A 19581-nucleotide genomic window follows, 5' to 3' on the forward strand; every position below is an offset into this window, starting at 1 on the left:
GTAGGCGGCTATCGCCGCGCTCTGCCTAGCATAGGCCAGTTCGACAGGAGTGCAGGCGCGGGGCGCTGCCAGGCGCATGTCATGAAATGAAAAGCTCCTGTCGTGCGATGAGAAGCACCCTCCAGAGGCCGGTTCTACAGTCCGATCCACGCTATTGGTGGCTAATAACAAGACTGGAGAACAGGCATGGCCAAAGCCGTCCGTTTTTATGAGGCCGGGGGTCCGGAAGTGCTGCGCTACGAGGACGTCGAGGTCGGTGAGCCCGGCCCTGGTCAGGTGCGCATTCGCCACGTCGCCGTCGGCCTGAACTACGCCGATACCTACTTCCGCAATGGCACCTACCCGATTCCGCTGCCCAATGGCATCGGCGTCGAGGCGGCCGGTGTGGTGGTGGCGCTGGGCGAGGGCGTGGACAACGTGGCGGTGGGTGACCGGGTCACCTACACCGGCTTCATCAATACCCTCGGCGCCTACAGCACCGAGCGCCTGATCCCGGCCGCGCCGCTGATCAGGCTGCCGGAGACCATCGCCTTCGAGACCGCCGCGGCCATGACCATGCGCGGCCTGACCTCGGCCTACCTGATGAAGAAGATCCACGCCTTCCGCGAGGGCGACAGCATCCTGCTGCACGCCGCCGCCGGTGGCGTCGGCCTGATCGTCTCGCAGTGGGCCAAGCTGCTCGGTTTGACGGTGATCGGCACCGTGTCCAGCGCGGCCAAGGCCGAAGTGGCGCGTGCCCACGGTTGTGACCAGGTGATCGACTACAGCCATGAGGACGTCGCCCAGCGCGTGCGCCAGCTCACCGGCGGGCGTGGCGTGGACGTGGTGTTCGACAGCGTCGGCAAGGACACCTTCATGGGCTCGCTGGATTCGCTCAAGCGCCGCGGCCTGCTGGTGTGCGTCGGCACCGCCTCGGGTCCGATCGACGGTTTCAACCCACAGCTGCTGGCGATGAAGGGTTCGCTGTACATGACCCGCCCGGCGCTGGCCGACTACATCGCCGACCCGGCGGAGAAGGCGGAGCTGGCCGAGGAACTGTTCGGCCTGGTCGGCAGCGGCCGGATCCGCATCGAGATCAACCAGCACTATGCCCTGCAGGACGCGGTGCAGGCCCACCGCGACCTGGAGTCGCGCAAGACCACCGGATCGTCGATCTTCGTCATCTGAGGAGGCCGCCATGCGAGTCGAACAACTGACCTGCGCCATCGGCGCCGAGCTGATCGGCGTCAACCTGGGCGACGCCTCCCGCGACGCCGACCTGTTCGCCGAGATCAAGGCGCTGCTGCTCAAGCACAAGGTGCTGTTCCTGCGTGACCAGGACATCAGCCGCGCCGAGCACGTGGCCTTCGCCCGGCGCTTCGGCGAGCTGGAGGACCATCCGGTGGCCGGCAGCGACCCGGACCACCCGGGCCTGGTGCGCATCTACAAGTCGCCGGATGCGCCCAACGACCGCTACGAGAACGCCTGGCACACCGACGCCACCTGGCGCGAGGCGCCGCCCATGGGCTGCGTGCTGCGCTGCGTGGAGTGCCCGCCGGTGGGCGGCGACACCATGTGGGCGAACATGGCGCTGGCCTACGAGAAGCTGCCGGAAGAGGTGAAGCAGCGCATCGCCGGCCTGCGTGCGCGGCACAGCATCGAGGCGAGCTTCGGTGCGGCGATGCCGATCGAGAAACGCCTGGCGCTCAAGGCGCAGTTCCCGGATGCCGAGCACCCGGTGGTGCGCACCCATCCGGAGACCGGCGAGAAGGTGCTGTTCGTCAACGCCTTCGCCACCCACCTGAGCAACTTCCATACCCCGGAGCATGTGCGCTACGGCCAGGACTACAGCATGGGCGGCAGCGACCTGCTGCGCTACCTGGTGAGCCAGGCCTACATCCCGGAGTACCAGGTGCGCTGGCGCTGGCAGCCCAACAGCGTGGCGATCTGGGACAACCGCAGCACCCAGCACTACGCGGTCATGGACTACCCACCCTGCCATCGCAAGATGGAGCGCGCCGGCATCATCGGCGACAAGACCTTCTGAGTCGCAACATCCCCATTCGCGCCATCTACTAATAAATATCTGAGGCAACAGGCATGAACTTCCTCGACGGTTCTCTCTTCCCGGAAAACCAGGACAAACTCGTCATCACCGCGGCCCCATACGGCCCCGAATGGTTCCCCTCGGACTATCCGGAGGACATTCCGGTGACCATGGAAGAGCAGGTCCAGAAGGCCGTCGACTGCTATGCAGCCGGCGCCTCGGTACTCCACCTGCATGTGCGTGAGCTGGACGGCAAGGGCTCCAAGCGCCTGTCCAAGTTCAACGAGCTGATCGCCGGCGTGCGCGAGGCGGTGCCGGACATGGTCATCCAGGTCGGCGGCTCCATCTCCTTCGCGCCGCCGGAAGACGGCGCCGCGGCGAAGTGGCTGCACGACGACACCCGGCACATGCTCGCCGAGCTCGATCCCAAGCCCGACCAGGTCACGGTGACCGTCAATACCACGCAGATGAACGTCATCGAGCAGATGGACGTGCGCGACTACACCGGCACCTCCATGGGCAGCGATACCTATGAGGCCTACCGCGAGATGATCGTGCCGTCCGGCCCGGGCTTCATCGAGGAGCATATCAAGCGCCTCTCCGCCGCCGGCATCCAGAGCGCCTTCCAGTTCTACAACATCAACAGCTACGAGACGGTCGAGCGCCTGATCCGCCGCGGCGTCTACAAGGGCCCGCTGGTGTGCAACTGGGTGGCCATCGGCGGCGGCATGGACCAGCCGCATATCTACAGCATGGCCAACTTCCTGCGCGCCATCCCCGACGGCACCATGCTCACGGTGGAGAGCACCATGCTCAACACCCTGCCGGTCAACCTGATGGGCATGGCGATGGGCCTGCACGTGCGCTGCGGCATCGAGGACAACATCTGGACCCAGGATCGCTCACGCAAGATGACTTCCGTCGAGCAGATCGAGCAGCTGGTGCGCATCGCCAAGGAGATCGGCCGCCCGGTCGCCAACGGCAAGGAAGCCCGCGAAATCCTCAAGATCGGCGTGTTCTACGACACGGTCGAGGAAACCCTGGCCGCCAACGGCTTCGCCCCGAACCCCAAGGGCGGTCAGCAGGGCTTCCTGCGCAAGTGATTGAGCGGCGGTTGCCGAGTGCCGTTCGACTCGACGGCATCGCACAACCCGGCTGGCAGGCGGCATCGCGCCAAACCGCACGCCGGGCCGGAAACAGCTGCCACAGCGCGGCTGAGTGACACGGCGCCCTCCGCAGGCTGGGGGCGCCACGCCGCTGGGCAAAGGTCTCTGCCGCGGGCGGCGCCCGGGCCACGAACCGGGCGCGCCGTCCGCGGTGCTGGCGATCCTACAGGGTCGTGCAGAGGCCTTTGCCGAGCGTCGTCTTGCACGACTACAACAATAACAAGCAGTAGCAGTACAACGAGGTAGCCACATGGCCTTTCACCACAGCACCCAGGGCGAGGAAATCGACACCTCGGCCGGCATTCCGCGCAGCTACGCTTGGATCGTCTTCGCCCTGACGTTCGGCCTGCTGATCTCCGACTACATGTCGCGGCAGGTGCTCAACGCGGTGTTCCCGCTGCTGAAGGGTGAATGGGCGCTGTCCGACAGCCAGCTGGGCCTGCTCAGCGGCATCGTCGCGTTGATGGTCGGCCTGCTGACCTTCCCGCTGTCGCTGCTGGCCGACCGCTTCGGCCGGGTGCGCAGCCTGGCCCTGATGGCGCTGCTGTGGAGCCTGGCCACCCTGGCCTGCGGCCTGGCGCAGCAATACGAGCACATGCTGGTGGCGCGCTTTCTGGTCGGCGTCGGTGAGGCCGCCTACGGCAGCGTCGGTATCGCCGTGGTGCTCTCGGTATTTCCCAAGCACATGCGCGCCACCCTGACCGGTGCCTTCATGGCCGGCGGCATGTTCGGCTCGGTGCTGGGCATGGCCCTGGGCGGTGCGATTGCCGCGCATTTCGGCTGGCGCTGGGCGTTCGGCGGCATGGCCCTGTTCGGCCTGTTGCTGGCCGCGGTCTACCCGCTGGTGGTGAAGGAGTCGCGGGTGTCGCACAAGCGCTTCGCCGACGCCGCCCGGCAGGCGGCGGACAAGGCCGCCAAGCCGCTGCGCACCCTGTACAGCAGCCGCTCGGTGATCGCCGCCTATGTCGGCAGCGGCCTGCAGCTGTTCGTCGGCGGCACGGTGATCGTGTGGATGCCCAGCTACCTCAATCGCTACTACCAGATGGGCACCGACAAGGCCGGCGCGCTGGCCGGCATCATCGTGCTGTGCAGCGGCGCCGGCATGATCCTCTGCGGCATGCTCAGCGACCGCCTGTGCCGCAACGCCCCGGAGCGCAAGATCGCCCTGGCCATCGCCTATTGCCTGGGCAGCTGCCTGCTGCTGTCGCTGGCCTTCGCCCTGTCCGCCGGGCCGTTGCAGCTGCTGCTGATCTGCCTGGGCATGCTGATCGCCGCCGGCACCACCGGCCCGTCCGGGGCCATGGTGGCCAACCTGACCCACTACTCGGTGCATGGCACCGCGTTCGCCACCCTGACCCTGGCCAACAACCTGCTGGGCCTGGCGCCAGGGCCGTTCGTTACCGGTCGCCTGTCGGACCTGTTCGGTCTGCAGGTCGCCTTCCAGCTGGTGCCGCTGGTCAGCATCGCCGCCGCCGCGGTGTTCTTCTACGCCCGTTGCCATTACCTGCAGGACATCGCCCGCCTGCGTGGCGGCCAGGGGCGGGAGGACGCCGGTCCGGCAGCACTGGAGGTACAGCCATGAGCCGCGCCCTGCGTATCGACGTGGCCTTCGACTTCGTCTGCCCCTGGTGCCTGATTGGCAAGCGCCAGCTCAAGCGCGCCGTGGTGCAGCTGCAGCAGACGCATCCGCACCAGGTGGTGAGCATCAATTGGCAGAGCGTGCAGCTGCTGCCGCAACTGCCGGCCGCCGGTGAGCCCTTTGCCGAGTTCTATCGCCGCCGCCTGGGCAGCGACACCGCGGTACACCTGCGCCAGGCCCAGGTGCAGGAGGCGGGGGCGGAAGTCGATCTGCGCTTCGACTTCCAGCGTATCGCCCGCATGCCCAACACCGCCGACGCGCATCGCCTGATGCGCCGCGCCGTGGAACTGGGCGGCCCGGAGCAGCGCGAGCGCCTGCTGGAGCGCCTGTTCGCCGCGCATTTTCGCCACGGCGAGGATATCGGCGACGCCAATACCCTGCTGACCATCGCCGAAACCTGTGGCTACCCGCGCGAGGAAATGGCCCGCGCCCTGTACCGCGACGGCCGACCCTTGCAGACGCCGGATACGGCTGCCAGCAGCGTGCCGCAGTTCGTCTTCGACGGGCGCCTGCTGCTCTCCGGCGCGCAGCCGGCCGACCTGCTGCTGCGCGGCATGCGCGAGGCCCTCGGCTTTCCGGAACGGCGGAGACTGCAGGCATGACCCACCGCCATCACATGCCGGCCCGGCAACGGCCGGCGGCCGCTCAGCGCGCGCCGTTCGAGTTCGCTAGCGGCTACCCGGCCAACGCCAACCCGCTCAGGGCCGCCACTTGTCCGTTAGAGGAAGAGGGCGGCCGCGTCTACATCGTCATCGAGGACTTCGCGCCATGAGCGCCATCGCCCTTACCCAGATCAACGACCGTGCCCGCCAGTTGGCGCCGGGCATCAGTGTCAGCCTGGTGGTGGCCGCGGCCGCCACTTTCCTCTCCGAGCACTATGGCGCGCCGGTGATGCTGTTCGCCCTGCTGCTGGGACTGTCGCTCAACTTCCTCGCCGCCGAGGGCAAGTGCAAGGCCGGCATCGAGTTCACCGCGCGCACCGTGCTGCGTGTGGGGGTGGCCCTGCTGGGCATGCGCATCACCCTGGAGCAGATCGCCGCGCTGGGCTGGAAGCCGCTGGCACTGGTGGTGATTCTGGTGGTGGTGACCATTTCCGTCTCGGTGCTGGCGGCCAAGGCGCTGGGCTTCAAGCGCATCTTCGGCATGCTTACCGGCGGCGCCACGGCCATCTGCGGCGCTTCGGCGGCGCTGGCCCTGGCCGCCGCGCTGCCCAGCCATCCGCAGAAGGAAAAGGCCACGCTGTTCACCGTGATCGGCGTGTCGGCGCTGTCGACCCTGGCGATGATCCTCTATCCGATGATCGCCAACGCCCTGGGCCTTTCGCCCCAGGAGGCGGGGGTGTTCCTCGGCGCCACCATTCACGACGTGGCCCAGGTGGTCGGCGCCGGCTACAGCATGTCGCCGGAGACCGGCGACATCGCCACCGTGGTCAAGCTGATGCGCGTGGCCATGCTGCTGCCGGTGATCGTCGCGGCCGCCATGGTCACCCGCCTGCAGGGCGCCGAAACCGCTGGCGAGCGGCCGCCGCTGCTGCCCTGGTTCGCCGTCGGCTTCCTGATCCTCGCCTGCGTCAACAGCACAGGCCTGGTGCCGGAGGTGGTGCAGGGTGGAGTCAACGAGCTGTCGCGCTGGTGCCTGGTGGTGTCCATCGCCGCGCTGGGCATGAAGACCCAGCTCAAGGAGCTGGCCAGCGTGGGCATCAAGCCGATCCTGCTGATGGTCGGCGAAACCATCTTCCTGGTCATCCTGGTGCTGCTGTTGCTGCGCTGGGGCCTGTGATCCGTGCGCCGGCGCTGGCGCCGGCACAACCCGAGAGAGACTGTCGATGAACAAGATCTACCCCAACGCCCACGTGGCGCTCGAGGGGCTGGTGGCTGACGGCATCAGCATCGCCTCCGGCGGCTTCGGCCTGTGCGGCATTCCCGAGGCGCTGATCGCGGCGCTGGGCGAAACCGGCAAACGCGGCTTCACCGTCATCAGCAACAACTGCGGGGTCGACGATTTCGGCCTCGGTCCGCTGCTGTACAGCCGGCAGATTCACAAGATGATTTCCTCCTATGTCGGCGGCAACAAGGAGTTCGAGCGCCAGTACCTGGCCGGCGAGCTGCAGCTGGAGTTCACTCCCCAGGGCACCCTGGCCGAGAAGCTGCGCGCCGGCGGCGCCGGCATCCCGGCCTTCTTCACCCGCACCGGCTACGGCACGCAGATCGCCGAGGGCAAGGAAACCCGCCAGTTCGACGGCGAGTGGTACGTGATGGAGCGTTCGCTGACCGCCGACCTGGCGCTGATCAAGGGCGCCAAGGCCGATCGCGCCGGCAACCTGACCTTCAGCAAGACCGCGCGCAACTTCAACCCGCTGTGCGCCAAGGCCGGCCGGGTCTGCGTGGCCGAGGTGGAGGAAATCGTCGAAGTGGGCGAGCTGGCCCCGGACGAGATCCACCTGCCGGGCATCTACGTGCAGCGCCTGGTACTCAACGCCAACCCACAGAAGCGCATCGAGATGCGCACCACGAGGAGCTGAGCAGCATGGCCTGGACCCGCGAAGAAATGGCGCAGCGCGCCGCCCAGGAGCTGCAGGACGGCTTCTACGTCAACCTCGGCATCGGCCTGCCGACGCTGGTGGCCAACTACATCCCCGAGGGCATGGAGGTCTGGCTGCAGAGCGAGAACGGCCTGCTCGGCATCGGCCCGTTCCCGGGCGAGGAGGAGGTCGATGCGGACCTGATCAACGCCGGCAAGCAGACCATCACCACGCTGCCCGGCAGCAGCTTCTTCGACAGTGCCGAGAGCTTCGCCATGATCCGTGGCGGGCATGTCGACCTGGCCCTGCTCGGCGCCATGCAGGTGTCGCAGCACGGCGACCTGGCCAACTGGATGATCCCCGGCAAGATGATCAAGGGCATGGGCGGCGCCATGGACCTGGTGGCCGGTGTGCGCCGCGTGGTAGTGCTGATGGAGCACACGGCCAAGGGCGCGCCGAAGATTCTCGAGCGCTGCGAGCTGCCGCTGACCGGCGTCGGCGTGGTCGACCGCATCATCAGCGACCTGGCCGTGCTGGACATCACCGAGGCGGGCGTCGAGCTGGTGGAAATGGCGCCTGGCGTCGACTTCGACCAACTGCAGGCCGCCACCGGCTGCACCATCCTGCGCTGAGCCTGATCTGCCGCCGGGCGCGCGGTCTTCCGGGCCGAGCTGTCGGCGGACGCGTTTCACCTCCCGTTCACTCCATGGCGGGATGTGTCCTGCCGGGGTCTGTGCCCCGGCCTTCGTGCGACGGCTGGCGCTCCAGCGGCCGTGCGCACCTTTTACCGAGGCAATTGCGACATCCAGCACCCACGAGGACCGGACGATGCGAAGGACTGTTCTGCCGTACCTGCTCTGCCTGTTGTGCCTGGACGCGCTGGCCGACGCCCGCGCGGTGCGTCAGCTGTATGGGCTGGACAGCCATAGCCGGCTGCTCTGTGCCAGCGCCATGCTGTACTTCGACCCCCGCGAGAAGGCACCCGATCCGCGCCTCCTCACCGCGGTGTTCCACCATCTCAACAGCCTGGAGGCCGACGTGCAGCAGCTCGGCCAGCCGCCTGAGCTGGCCGGGCCGCTGGCGGCCATGCACCGGCTGTTCGACCAGCTGGACGGCTTGCCGCGCAGCGAGCGAGAGCGCTATCCGCAGCTGATCGGCCTGTTGCTGGAACAGCGTCGGCAGCTGGGCGACGCCGCCAGCCGCGAACTGGCGCGGCTCGGCCAGGCGCAGCCGCTCGGCGAGCAGAGTCGCGACCTCGCCGGGCTGTTGCTGGACTACCAGCTGCGTCACTACCCGCTGCCGCAGAAGGAAACCTGGCTGTTGCCGGCCGAGCGCCTGCAGGCCCTGGATGTGGACATCGAGCAGCGCTTCGCGCTGTTGCAGGCGCAGCATGGCGCCGCGCTGGGCAAGATCCGCAGCGGCTACCGCTTCGTCCACCGTCAGTTGCAGCAGGGGATCGGCAGGGGCGAGGGCGGTGGTGGCGCCGAGTTCTACCTGAGCCGTGCGGTGCTTGACCTCGACGAGCTGGCCCTGGCCGCGGAGCAGGGCCAGCCCTGAGTCACTTGTCCTTGCGCGGGCCGTGCTCGCTGCGCCAGGCCGCCGGTGGCATGCCGAACTGGCCGATGAACCAGCGGGTGAAGGAGCTGGGCATCGAATAGCCGAGCATGTCGGCAATACGCCCCAGCGAGTAGCTGGGGTTTTCCAGGTAGCGAATCACCAGGTCGCGGCGCACGCCATTGATCAGGTCGCTGAAGGTGGCCTGGTTGTCTTCCAGGCGGCGCTGCAGGGTGCGCACGTTCATGCCCATGGCCATCGCGATCTGTTCGATGGTGGCGCGGCCCATGGGCAGCAGCAGGTAGATGGCCTTGCGCACCTCGAACATCAGCGGCGTTTCCTGGTCGGCCTGCAACGAGTCGAGGAAGCGCTGGGCATAGCGTGCCATGGCCGGATCGGCTTGCGGGTTGGGCACGTCGAAGTCGGCGGCGTGGCAGACGATACCGTTGAACTCGCCGTTGAACTCCAGCTTCTGGCCGAGTACGCGGCGGTGCACCTGCAGATCGTCCGGCGCGGCGTGGGTGAAGCTGACGCTGATCGGTTTCCAGTGCACACCGAGCAGGGCGGCGCACAGGCGGTACATCACGCCGATGGCCAGCTCGTTGCCCTGGCGGCAGCTCAGGCCGGTCTCGGTGACCACCTCTTCGCGGATAATCACCATGCTGCCGGCCTCCTCGATGAAGATCGCCAGCGAGTCGTTGAGCAAATGGCGGTACTGCACCACCACCTGCAAGGCCTCGCGCAGGGTGCGCTGGTGGGTCAGCAGCAGGCTGACCGCGCCGAAGTCGGAGAGCTGGCGCGATTCGGCCATGCGCAGGCCGAAGGTCTGGCAGTGGCTGGCCGTGGCGGAGTTCTCCAGCAGACGCACGGCGGCGTCGATCGGAATGCGGTGTTCCGGGTCCTGCAGCAGGGTCTTGCTGAGGCCCACTTCATTGAGCAGCGCCTGGACATTGAGTCCCAGGTGCTGGGCCACTTCCAGGTAATTGGTAAGAACCGCTGCGCGAACCAGTGTTGTCATTGTTCTAGTTCCTTCACAGGCATGGCCGCTTGTGACGGCCGCCGCGCATGATGCCGAAGCCGGCGGCGACGGTCACCTGGCTGTCATGAAATGAAAAATCGCGGCCGCCCTGCTGAGCTTAGCAGCGCCGCGTCGGGCGACTGCCCTGCGCCAAACACATGGCCGACCGGGCCATGTCATGAATTGCGAAATGGCTGACGCCTAATGTGAAGCCTGCGCTGTGCCCGGCCTCTACTGTCTGGTCAACCCGACGCCTCGTGCGTCGATTGATCCGGCAGTCCAGGAGCCCAGCGTGGCCAGCACAGACTTCACCGTTCTCATCATCCCCGGCCTGCGCGACCACGTTGCGGACCATTGGCAGACGCTGCTCGCCGCGCGCCTGCCCAATTGCCGCACGGTGCCGCCGCTGCAGGCCGACAAGCTCAGCCTGGCGGCACGGGTCGCGGCGATCCAGAGCGAACTGGAGCGCATCGAAGGTCCGGTGCTGCTGGTGGCCCACAGCGCCGGCGTACTGATGGCGGTGCACTGGGCGGCGCGTCATTCGCGGCCGATTCTCGGCGCGCTGCTGGCGACTCCGCCGGACCTGAACAGCACCTGGCCGCCGCAATACCCGAGCCCGCAAACGTTGCAGGACCACGGCTGGTCGCCGCTGCCGCGCGGTCCGCTGCCGTTCCCCAGCATCGTCGCGGCCAGCAGCAACGATCACCTGGCCAGCCTTGCGGCGGTGCGCGAAATGGCCCGCGACTGGGGCAGTGCCTTGGTCCAGCTGGGTGCGGTCGGCCACCTCAACCCGGCCGCCGGCTACGGCGAGTGGCCGCAGGCCGAGGAGCTGATCCAGGCATTGCTGGGCTGAAGCGCGAAGCGCCAGCAGCACTTTTTTCAACCGAACAAGGAAAGACACCCACCCGTTACCCGCTCTCGCGCCCCGTCGCGGGCGCGGCATGTCGTAAGCCCTAAAAAGCGGAGTCAACGCTATGCACAACAATAACAAGCAGCATCGCTTTCCCTTGCGTAGAAGCCTGTTGGCCACGGCCGTCATGCTGGCCACCGTGCCGGCCGCCCAGGCCTTCGAAGTCGATACCGGCAGCCCGGACTGGTCCGTGCGCTTCGACAACACCGTCAAGTACAACTACGGCCTGCGCACCGAGAGCGCCGACTCGCGCATGCTCGGCACGCCGAACAACAACGACGGCGACTACAACTTCCGCAAGGCCGGCACCAACATCACCAACCGCGTCGACCTGCTGACCGAGCTCGACGTGGTGTACCAGAACCGCATGGGCTTGCGCGTCAGCGCCGCCAGCTGGTACGACAAGGCTTACGACAACACCGGCTCCAGTTCCAACCCCTTGGTCAACGGCAACGACGACTACTCGTCGATCGCCGGCTGGGGCGGCCGCCCGGCGGCGCCAGAGGTGTTCGGCAGCCCGCACCTGAGCCGCTACGCCCAGCGCTACTACAGCGGCCCGTCCGGCGAGGTGCTCGATGCCTTCGTGTTCTACAGCACCGAGGTCGGCGAGGAGTCGCTGCTCAGCCTGAAGGCCGGCCAGCACAACGTGTTCTGGGGCGAGACCGTGCTCAACCCGGTGCACTCGATCAGCTACGGCCAGTCCGGCCTGGACCTGGCCAAGCTGGCCGCGTCGCCGGGCACCGAGGCCAAGGAGCTGTTCGTTCCGCGCAACCAGCTGTCCACCAGCTTCACCCTCAACTCCGAGTGGTCCTTCGCTGCCCAGTACTTCTTCAACTGGGACGCCGCACGCCTGCCGGAGGCCGGCACCTACTACGGCACCTCCGACCTGATCGGCGAGGGCGCCCAGTCGTTCATCCTCGGCCACACCGGTGGCCCGGGTCTGGCCGGCCCGAACGGCACGCTGACCAATATCCGCCGTGGCGATGACCTGACCCCGGACGATCAGGGCGACTGGGGCGTGATGGCCAAGTGGTCGCCGCAGTGGCTGGATGGCACCCTGGGTCTCTACTACCGCAATACCTCCGACATCCTGCCGCAGGCCGTGCTCGACGCCCGCGAGCTGACCCTGGCCGGTGGCATTCCGGGCCTGCGCAACTCGATCGAGACCACCTCCTACCGCCTGGCCTATGGCGAAGACATCGATATCTACGGCCTGAGCCTGTCCAAGGACATCGGCGGCATCAGCGTCGGCAGCGATCTGAACATCCGTCACGGCATGCCGCTGTCGAGCATTCCGGCCATCTACAGCCCACTGCTTGTCGGCGGCGCCGGCCCCTTGTCACCGCGCGATCCGTCCACCGGCGTGGTCGATGCACCGATGCGCGAAGGCGACAACATGAGCGCCACCGGCGACACCCTGCACTGGGTGGTCAACGGCCTGGTGGCCCTGCCCGAGACGCCGCTGTTCGACGCCGCGACCCTGCTCGGCGAGGTCTACTACAGCAACCTGCTGAGCCTCGATAGCAAGAACCAGGCGCTGTACAAGGGCGAGGACAGCTACCACGGCATCGACAAGCCGACCCGCGACAACTGGGGCGTGGCCGTCAACTTCACCCCGACCTGGTACCAGGTGTTCCCGGGCGTGGACCTCTCCGCGCCGATGTCGATCAACCTCGGCATCGACGGCGTCTCCCCGGTCGCCGCCGGCGGCGCCGAGGACACCGGCAACTACGCGGTGGGCGTCAGCGCCGCCATCTACAACCAGTACTACGTCGACCTCAAGTACGTGGACTCCTTCGGCGACGCCGAGAAGTGCGAAGACGGCGCCGCGGATGGCTCGACCCCCAACGCCTTCGACCTCACCCAGCGCCACACCTGCTACGCCGGCGGCTACTCCTCATTCTCCGGCGGCGGTGCCACCGGCGAGGACCGCGGCGCGGTCTACCTGACCTTCAAAACCACTTTCTAACCACGAATTGCCCAGCCTCTGAGCAGGAGAACAACAAGATGAAATTCGTGCATACCGTACTGGCCGCATCCCTCACCCTGGCCATCGTCGGTCAGGCCAGCGCCGCCGTTTCCGCCGACGAGGCGGCCAAGCTCGGCACCAGCCTGACCCTGGTCGGCGCCGAAATCGCCGGCAACGCCGATGGCTCGATTCCCGCGTACGAAGGTGGCCTGACCCAGGCCCCGGCCAGCTTCAAGGCCGGGGACAGCGTGCGTCCCGATCCCTTCGCCGGCGAGAAGCCGCTGCTGGTGATCGACGGCAAGAATGTCGAGCAGTACAAGGATCAGCTCAGCGCCACCACGGTGGAACTGGCCAAGCGCTTCCCCAGTTTCCGCGTCGAACTGTTCCCCACCCATCGCTCCGTGGCCATGCCCCAGGCGGTACTGGACAACAGCCTGAAGAACGCCACCGGTGCCAAGGCGCTGGAGGGTGGCCAGGCCATCGACAACGTGTTGCCCGGCGTGCCGTTCCCGATCCCGCAGTCGGGCGCCGAAGCCATGTGGAACTTCCTGCTGCGCTACCAGGGCGTGACCATCAACTCCAAGTACGACTCGTGGAACGTCGACGCCGCCGGCGTGGCCAGCCTGGCCACCACCGGCCAGGCCTACATCAGCTACCCGATCTACCAGGACATGAACAAGCCCATCGGGGCGACCGACACCTACTACCAGATGAAGCTGTACTACACCGGCCCGGCGCGCCGCGCCGGCGAGGCGATCATGCTGCGCGACGCCGCCAACCCGCTGGAGCAGCCACGCCGCGCCTGGCAGTACCTGCCGGGTGTGCGCCGGGTGAAGCTGGCGCCGAGCCTGGCCTACGACACGCCCAACCCGGGTACCGCCGGTGCCGGCACCTACGATGACGTGTTCGTGTTCAACGGTGCGCTGGACCGCTTCGACTGGAAGCTGGTGGGCAAGCAGGAAATGATCGTGCCGTACAACACCTACCGCCTGACCTACGCCCCCGAGGCCAAGGCCATCACCACCGCCAACCACGTGGCGCCGGAGTTGGTGCGCTGGGAGAAGCACCGCGTCTGGGTGGTCGAGGGCACCCTCAAGCAGGGCGCGCGCCACATTTACGCCAAGCGCCGCTTCTACCTCGACGAGGACAGCTGGGTGGCCCTGGCCTCGGACCAGTACGACGCCCGTGGCCAGCTCTATCGCGGCTCCTTCGCCTTCCTCAGCCAGAGCTACGACAAGACCGTGCCGGACTCCACGCCATTCATGATCTACGACCTGGTCGGCGGCACCTACAACATCAACGGCGTGGTCGGCCCGTACGGCGGCATCCGCTACATCGATGCCCTGGCCAAGGCGCAATGGGCGCCGGAGTCGCTGGCGGGTGCCGGTATCCGCTGAGTTTCGGGTCGCAAACCCCGCCATCCGTGCCGCCCGGTCCCCCTGGGCAGAACGTCAGCCGTCCGGAATCCGGGGGCCGGCGTGGCACGGCGGGGCATTGATCCGGCGCCGCCGGGCATGGCACCCGTGCCCGCGGCGCAACCTTATATGCCGAGATTGACCATGAGTGATTTCTACCGAGTCCTGCTTCCCCTGCTGGGCCTGCTGCTGGGTGTGCTGCCCGGCGCTGTCCGTGGCGAGTTCATCGACGTGCTGGATCTGCCGGCGCGCCACAGTCCACTGGCGGAGCGGGCACCGCTGAACGACGTCGCCCGCACGGGTGACAGTCTGGTCGCGGTGGGCCAGCGTGGCCACATCCTGTATTCCGACTACACCGGCGGCCACTGGCAGCAGGCCCGGGTGCCGGTGAGCAGCGACCTCACCGCCGTGTATTTTCCCACCCGGGCGAGCGGCTGGGCGGTGGGCCACGACGGCGTTGTCCTGCACAGCGCGGACGCTGGCGGCAGCTGGAGCAAGCAGCTCGACGGGCGCCAGATCGGCGCCCTGATGCAGCGGCACTACGCGGCGCTGGCCGCCGCCGAGCCGGCCAGCGAGGAGTGGTCGCTGCGCCTGGCCGAGGCCCAGCGGATGGTCGAGGAGGGCGCCGACAAGGCGCTGCTCGACGTGTGGTTCGCCGATGAGCGTCTCGGCTACGCGGTGGGCGTGTTCGGCCTGATCCTGCGCACCGACGACGGCGGCCAGCACTGGCGCCCCTTCGGAGAGCGCACCGACAACCCCCAGGGCCTGCACCTGAATGCCATCGGCGCGGTCGACGGCGTGCCCTACATCGCCGGCGAGCAGGGCCTGCTGCTGCGCTGGAACGCCGAGCGGCAGCGCTTCGTCGCCCTGCAGATTCCCTACGCCGGCAGCCTGTTCGGCGTCATCGGCCTGGACAACGAGTTGCTGGTCTACGGCCTGCGCGGCCACATCCTGCGCAGCGCCGACGGCGGCGCCAGCTGGAGCGCTCTGGACAGCGGCGTGCAGAGCAGTATCACGGCCGCCGCCTGGGACGGCTCCCGGCGCATTCACCTGTTCAGCCAGGCCGGCCACGTGCTGCGCCTGTTGCCCCAAGGCCACAGCCTGGAAGTGTTGCCGCAGAGCGTGATGGCGCCGATTGCCGCTGCCGATTTCGCCGCCGACGACAGCCTGGTGCTGGTCGGCAATCGCGGTGCGCGCAGCCAGCGCCTGCCATAACGAGGTCAACGAGAAACCATCATGGGCAACATCAAACAAGACAGCATGCCGGTGATCCGCGACCTGCGCGATTTCGACCGCCACAGCGGGCATTTCCTCGAACGTCTGCTGTTCAACCACCGGCCCTGGTTCGTCGCGATCATCGCCATGCTCTCCGTGCTGCTCGGCTACATGGCGCTGACCCGCCTGGAACTGCGGCCGAGCTTCGAGAAGATGCTGCCGCAGAGCCAGCCCTACATCCGCAACTTCCTCGACAACCGCGACCAGCTGCGCGGCCTGGGCAACTCGGTGCGGGTGGTGGTGGAGAACCGTGACGGCGACGTCTTCGACCCGGCCTACCTGGCCGTGCTCAAGCAGGTCAACGACGAGCTGTTCCTCACCCCGGGCGTGGACCGCGCCTGGCTGCGTTCGCTGTGGGCGCCCAGCGTGCGCTGGACCGAGGTGACCGAGGAGGGCTTCCAGGGCGGCGCGGTGATGCCCGATGGCTATGACGGCAGCCCGTCGAACATCGAGCAGCTGCGGCAGAACATCGGCCGCGCCGGCATCGTCGGCAGCCTGGTGGCCAACGACTTCAAGTCGAGCATGCTGGTGGTGCCGCTGCTCGACAAGGATTCGGCCACCGGCCACGGCATCGACTACTACGCCTTCGCCAAGACCCTCGAGCAGCTGCGCAGCAAGGTCGAAGGCCTGAATGCCGACGCCAGCGGGGAGGGCCCCTACAAGCTGCGGGTGATCGGTTTCGCCAAGCTGGTCGGCGACCTGATCGACGGCCTGCTGCAGGTCATGGCGTTCTTCGCCCTGGCGGTGGTCGCCGCCTTCGCCATCATCCTGCTGTACACCCGCTGCCTGCGCAGCACCCTGCTGGTGATCGGCTGCTCGCTGTTGGCGGTGGTCTGGCAGCTGGGCATCGTCGCCTGGCTGGGCTACAGCATCGACCCCTATTCGGTGCTGGTGCCATTCCTGATCTTCGCCATCGGCGTGTCCCACGCGGCGCAGAAGATGAACGGCATCATGCAGGACATCGCCCGCGGCACCCACAAGCTGATCGCCGCGCGCTGCACCTTCCGCCGCCTGTTCGTCGCCGGCGTCACCGCGCTGCTGGCCGACGCGGTGGGCTTCGCCGTGCTGATGCTGATCGACATCCCGGTGATCCAGGACCTGGCCATCGCCGCCAGCATCGGCGTGGCCGTGCTGGTGTTCACCAGCCTGCTGCTGATGCCGGTGGCGCTGTCCTATGTCGGCGTTGGCGCCAAGGCCGCCGAGCGCGCCCTGCGCATCGACGACCAGGGCAAGCAGCACCGGGGCTTCGGCCGCATCTGGGACTGCCTGAACCGCTTCACCACGCCCAGGTGGGCCACCGGCACCGTGCTGCTGGCGGCGCTGCTCGGCATCGGCGGCTTCGCCTTCAGTCTGCAGCTGAAGATCGGCGACCTCGACCGCGGCGCCCCCGAGCTGCGCGCCGACTCGCGCTACAACCTGGACAACGCCTACATCACCGGCCACTACGCGCTGTCCAGCGACCTGTTCGCGGTGATGATCAAGACCGGCCCCGAGGGCTGCCTGAACTACCGCACCCTGGTCCTGGCCGACCGCCTGGCCTGGGAGCTGCAGCAGCATCCGGGCGTGCAGACCACCGTGTCGCTGGTCAACGCGGTGCGCCAGATCACCGCCGGCTCCTTCGAGGGCAACCCGAAGATGGCCAGCATCCAGCGTAATCAGGACGTGCTCAACTACGCCGCCCAGCAGGCCTCGGTGAACGCGCCCGAGCTGTTCAACACGCAGTGCTCGCTGATGCCGGTGATCGCCTTCCTCAAGGACCACAAGGCCGAGACTCTGGACGGCGTGGTGGCCATCGCCGAACGCTTTGCCAAAGACAACAGCACCGAGGATCGCCAGTTCCTCCTCGCCGCCGGTTCGGCCGGCATCGAAGCAGCGACCAATCTCGTGGTGCGCGAGGCCAACCGCAGCATGCTGCTGTACGTGTACCTGGCGGTGGCGGTGTTCTGCCTGATCACTTTCCGCAGCTGGCGCGCCATGCTGGTGGCGCTGCTGCCGCTGGTGCTCACCTCGGTGCTGTGCGAGGCGCTGATGGTGGCCATGGGCATCGGCGTGAAGGTGGCGACCCTGCCGGTGATCGCCCTCGGCGTGGGCATCGGCGTGGACTACGCGCTGTACCTGCTCAGCGTGCAGCTGCACTACCAGCGCCAGGGCCGCAGCCTGGGCGACGCCTACCGCAGCGCGGTGGCCTTCACCGGGCGGGTGGTGGCGCTGGTCGGCATCACCCTGGCTGCCGGCGTGGTGTGCTGGGCCTGGTCGCCGATCAAGTTCCAGGCCGACATGGGCATCCTGCTGACCTTCATGCTGCTGTGGAACATGCTCGGCGCGCTGGTGCTGATTCCCGCGCTGTCGCACTTCCTGCTGCGCAATGTCGGCCAGGGCAAGCGCGGCTCGATCATCGGCTGGCCGTTCGGCAAGGGGCCGCAGCGCAAGCGTGCCGAGTTGCAGGAACAGCTGCGCCGGGTCGCCGGGCGCTAGCGCGACATGCTCGACTGGCTCAAGGGTTACCGCCGCGAGATGCTCGGCGGTGACCTCGGCGCCGGCCTGGTGGTGGCGCTGATGCTGCTGCCTCAGGGCATGGCCTACGCCATGGTCGCGGGCCTGCCGCCGGTGCTCGGGCTGTACGCCAGCATCGTGCCGGCCCTGGCCTACGCCCTGGTCGGCAGCAGCACCACGCTGTCGGTGGGCCCCATGGCGCTGACCTCGCTGGTGACCGCCACGGCCCTGGCCGAACTGCAGACGACCAGCACGCTCGGCGCCCCCGTGCTGGCCGCCCAGCTGGCGCTGCTCAGTGGCGCCGTGCTGGTGCTCTGCGCGCTGCTGCGCCTGGGTTTTCTCTGCTCATTGCTCAGTGCTCCGGTGCTGGGTGGCTTCACCGCCGGCGCCGCGTTGCTGGTGGCGGCGGGGCAGGTCGAGACGCTGCTCGGCGCGCCAGCGGCCTGGCCCTCGGCCGCACTGGGCCTGGGCACATTGCTCGCGCTGTACGCCGCGCGCCGCTGCCTGCCGGTGGTGCTGGCGCGTCTGGCGCCGGCACTGTTGTTGGCGCTCGCCACCCTGCTGGTGGCCCTCGGTGAGCTGGATCAGGCCGGGGTGCCGGTGCTGGGCGGACTGCCCGAGGGCCTGCCGTCGCTGGGGATCAGCCTGCAGCCCGGGCTGTGGTCCGAACTGCTGCCGTCGGCGCTGCTGCTGGCCTTCGTGGTGTTCGTTTCCGGCCATTCCTCGGCGCGCATGCTGGCGCAACGGCGCGGCGAGCGCATCGACGATGGCCGCGAACTGCTCGGCCAGGGCCTGGCCAACCTGGCCAGCGCGCTGACCGCGGGGCTGCCGGTGAGCGGCGGGCTGTCGCGCTCGGCGCTCAACCATGCCGCCGGCGCGCGTAGCCAGCTGGCCGGCGTGGTCACCGCATTGCTGCTGGCGCTGGCCCTGCTCCTGCCCACCGGTTGGCTGAGCCTGCTGCCGCTGCCGGCCCTGGCCGCGACCATCCTCTACGCGGTGCTCGGCATGCTCGATCTCGACGGCCTGCGCCGGGCCTGGTGCTTCGACCGCGGGGAGGCCGGCGTATGGCTGGCCACCGCCGCCAGCGTGCTGTGGCTGGGCGTGGAGCAGGGTGTGCTGGTCGGTGTGCTGCTGTCGCTCGGCGGCCACCTGGCCCGCAATGCCCGGCCGCACATCGCCGTACTCGGGCGCATGGCCGACGGCGAGACCTTCCGCAATGTGCGCCGCCATGCGGTAGAAACCCGGCCGCACCTGCTGTTGCTGCGGGTCGACAGCAGCCTGTTCTTCGGCAACGCGGCGGCCGTGGGCGCGCGCATCGAGGATCTGGTGAGGGCCGAGACACGGGAGCTGGTGCTCGACATGTCCGCGGTCAACAGCATGGATTTCTCCGCTCTGGCCGCCCTCGGCGAGTTGAGCCGCAGCCTGGCCGCCCGCGGCGTGCGCCTGCACCTGTCGGCCATCAAAGGGCCGGTGATGGATCGCCTGCGCCGGGCCAGCCTGGAGCGCGAGATCGGTGGCCAGCTGTTCGAGACCACCGGCCAGGCCTACCGGCGACTGTGCGAGGCCGAGAGGGAACCTCTGGCGGTCTGAGCGTC

The 19581-nt window shown here is 68.1% G+C and carries 17 protein-coding genes; 16 read left to right on the forward strand and 1 reads right to left on the reverse strand.

What is annotated here, in order from left to right; translation table 11 throughout:
* Positions 1-186: 186 nt before the first annotated feature.
* The 10 genes from N7607_RS18215 (at position 187) to N7607_RS18260 (ending at position 8909) form a co-directional block, all read left to right on the forward strand.
* Positions 187-1167 carry a quinone oxidoreductase gene (locus N7607_RS18215; RefSeq protein WP_279867220.1) on the forward strand — a complete coding sequence of 327 codons (981 nt, stop codon included), beginning with the start codon at positions 187-189 and terminating at the stop codon, positions 1165-1167.
* Positions 1168-1177: 10 nt separating this feature from the next.
* A complete protein-coding gene (locus tag N7607_RS18220; protein ID WP_279867222.1) occupies positions 1178-2026 on the forward strand; it encodes a TauD/TfdA family dioxygenase in 849 nt (282 codons plus the stop codon).
* A 53-nt stretch (positions 2027-2079) separates the two neighbouring features.
* Complete coding sequence (locus N7607_RS18225) at positions 2080-3129, forward strand: 3-keto-5-aminohexanoate cleavage protein (protein ID WP_279867224.1); 1050 nt, start codon at positions 2080-2082, stop codon at positions 3127-3129.
* A gap of 313 nt (positions 3130-3442) precedes the next feature.
* Complete coding sequence (locus N7607_RS18230; RefSeq protein ID WP_279867226.1) at positions 3443-4774, forward strand: MFS transporter; 1332 nt, start codon at positions 3443-3445, stop codon at positions 4772-4774.
* Positions 4771-5433: a DsbA family oxidoreductase gene (locus N7607_RS18235; RefSeq protein WP_279867227.1), complete on the forward strand. Its 663-nt coding sequence runs from the start codon at positions 4771-4773 to the stop codon at positions 5431-5433. Before N7607_RS18230 ends, N7607_RS18235 begins: the two co-directional genes overlap by 4 nt.
* On the forward strand, positions 5430-5603 hold the full coding sequence (locus N7607_RS18240) for a hypothetical protein (RefSeq protein ID WP_279867228.1): 174 nt from the start codon (positions 5430-5432) through the stop codon (positions 5601-5603). The genes N7607_RS18235 and N7607_RS18240 overlap by 4 nt, the downstream gene beginning before the upstream one ends.
* Entirely contained in the window at positions 5600-6610 is a 1011-nt protein-coding gene (locus tag N7607_RS18245) for a putative sulfate exporter family transporter (protein ID WP_279867229.1), read from the forward strand. The genes N7607_RS18240 and N7607_RS18245 overlap by 4 nt, the downstream gene beginning before the upstream one ends.
* Positions 6611-6656: 46 nt before the next feature.
* Entirely contained in the window at positions 6657-7352 is a 696-nt protein-coding gene (locus N7607_RS18250) for a CoA transferase subunit A (protein ID WP_279867231.1), read from the forward strand.
* Between the two features lie 5 nt (positions 7353-7357).
* Entirely contained in the window at positions 7358-7984 is a 627-nt protein-coding gene (locus N7607_RS18255; RefSeq protein WP_279867233.1) for a CoA transferase subunit B, read from the forward strand.
* Between the two features lie 196 nt (positions 7985-8180).
* Positions 8181-8909: a hypothetical protein gene (locus N7607_RS18260; RefSeq protein ID WP_279867234.1), complete on the forward strand. Its 729-nt coding sequence runs from the start codon at positions 8181-8183 to the stop codon at positions 8907-8909.
* 1 nt (position 8910) lies between these two features.
* On the opposite strand, the gene N7607_RS18265 is transcribed toward N7607_RS18260, so the two are convergent.
* Positions 8911-9924, reverse strand: coding sequence for an AraC family transcriptional regulator (locus N7607_RS18265; RefSeq protein WP_279867237.1), 1014 nt, complete (start codon positions 9922-9924; stop codon positions 8911-8913).
* 292 nt (positions 9925-10216) lie between these two features.
* On the opposite strand from N7607_RS18265, the gene N7607_RS18270 reads away from it, so the two are divergent.
* From N7607_RS18270 to N7607_RS18295, 6 genes are all read left to right on the forward strand, one after another.
* Positions 10217-10777: an alpha/beta fold hydrolase gene (locus N7607_RS18270; RefSeq protein WP_279867239.1), complete on the forward strand. Its 561-nt coding sequence runs from the start codon at positions 10217-10219 to the stop codon at positions 10775-10777.
* 121 nt (positions 10778-10898) lie between these two features.
* Positions 10899-12803: a DUF1302 domain-containing protein gene (locus tag N7607_RS18275; protein WP_279867242.1), complete on the forward strand. Its 1905-nt coding sequence runs from the start codon at positions 10899-10901 to the stop codon at positions 12801-12803.
* Positions 12804-12841: 38 nt separating this feature from the next.
* Positions 12842-14200, forward strand: a complete 1359-nt coding sequence (locus N7607_RS18280; protein ID WP_279867243.1) for a DUF1329 domain-containing protein — start codon at positions 12842-12844, stop codon at positions 14198-14200.
* A 162-nt stretch (positions 14201-14362) separates the two neighbouring features.
* Complete coding sequence (locus N7607_RS18285; protein WP_279867244.1) at positions 14363-15433, forward strand: YCF48-related protein; 1071 nt, start codon at positions 14363-14365, stop codon at positions 15431-15433.
* Positions 15434-15454: 21 nt separating this feature from the next.
* Entirely contained in the window at positions 15455-17968 is a 2514-nt protein-coding gene (locus N7607_RS18290) for an MMPL family transporter (protein ID WP_279867245.1), read from the forward strand.
* Between the two features lie 6 nt (positions 17969-17974).
* Positions 17975-19576, forward strand: coding sequence for a SulP family inorganic anion transporter (locus N7607_RS18295; RefSeq protein WP_279867246.1), 1602 nt, complete (start codon positions 17975-17977; stop codon positions 19574-19576).
* The last annotated feature ends 5 nt before the right edge of the window (positions 19577-19581 follow it).

It is taken from the genome of Pseudomonas sp. GD04019 (assembly GCF_029837695.1).
Lineage (GTDB): Bacteria > Pseudomonadota > Gammaproteobacteria > Pseudomonadales > Pseudomonadaceae > Aquipseudomonas.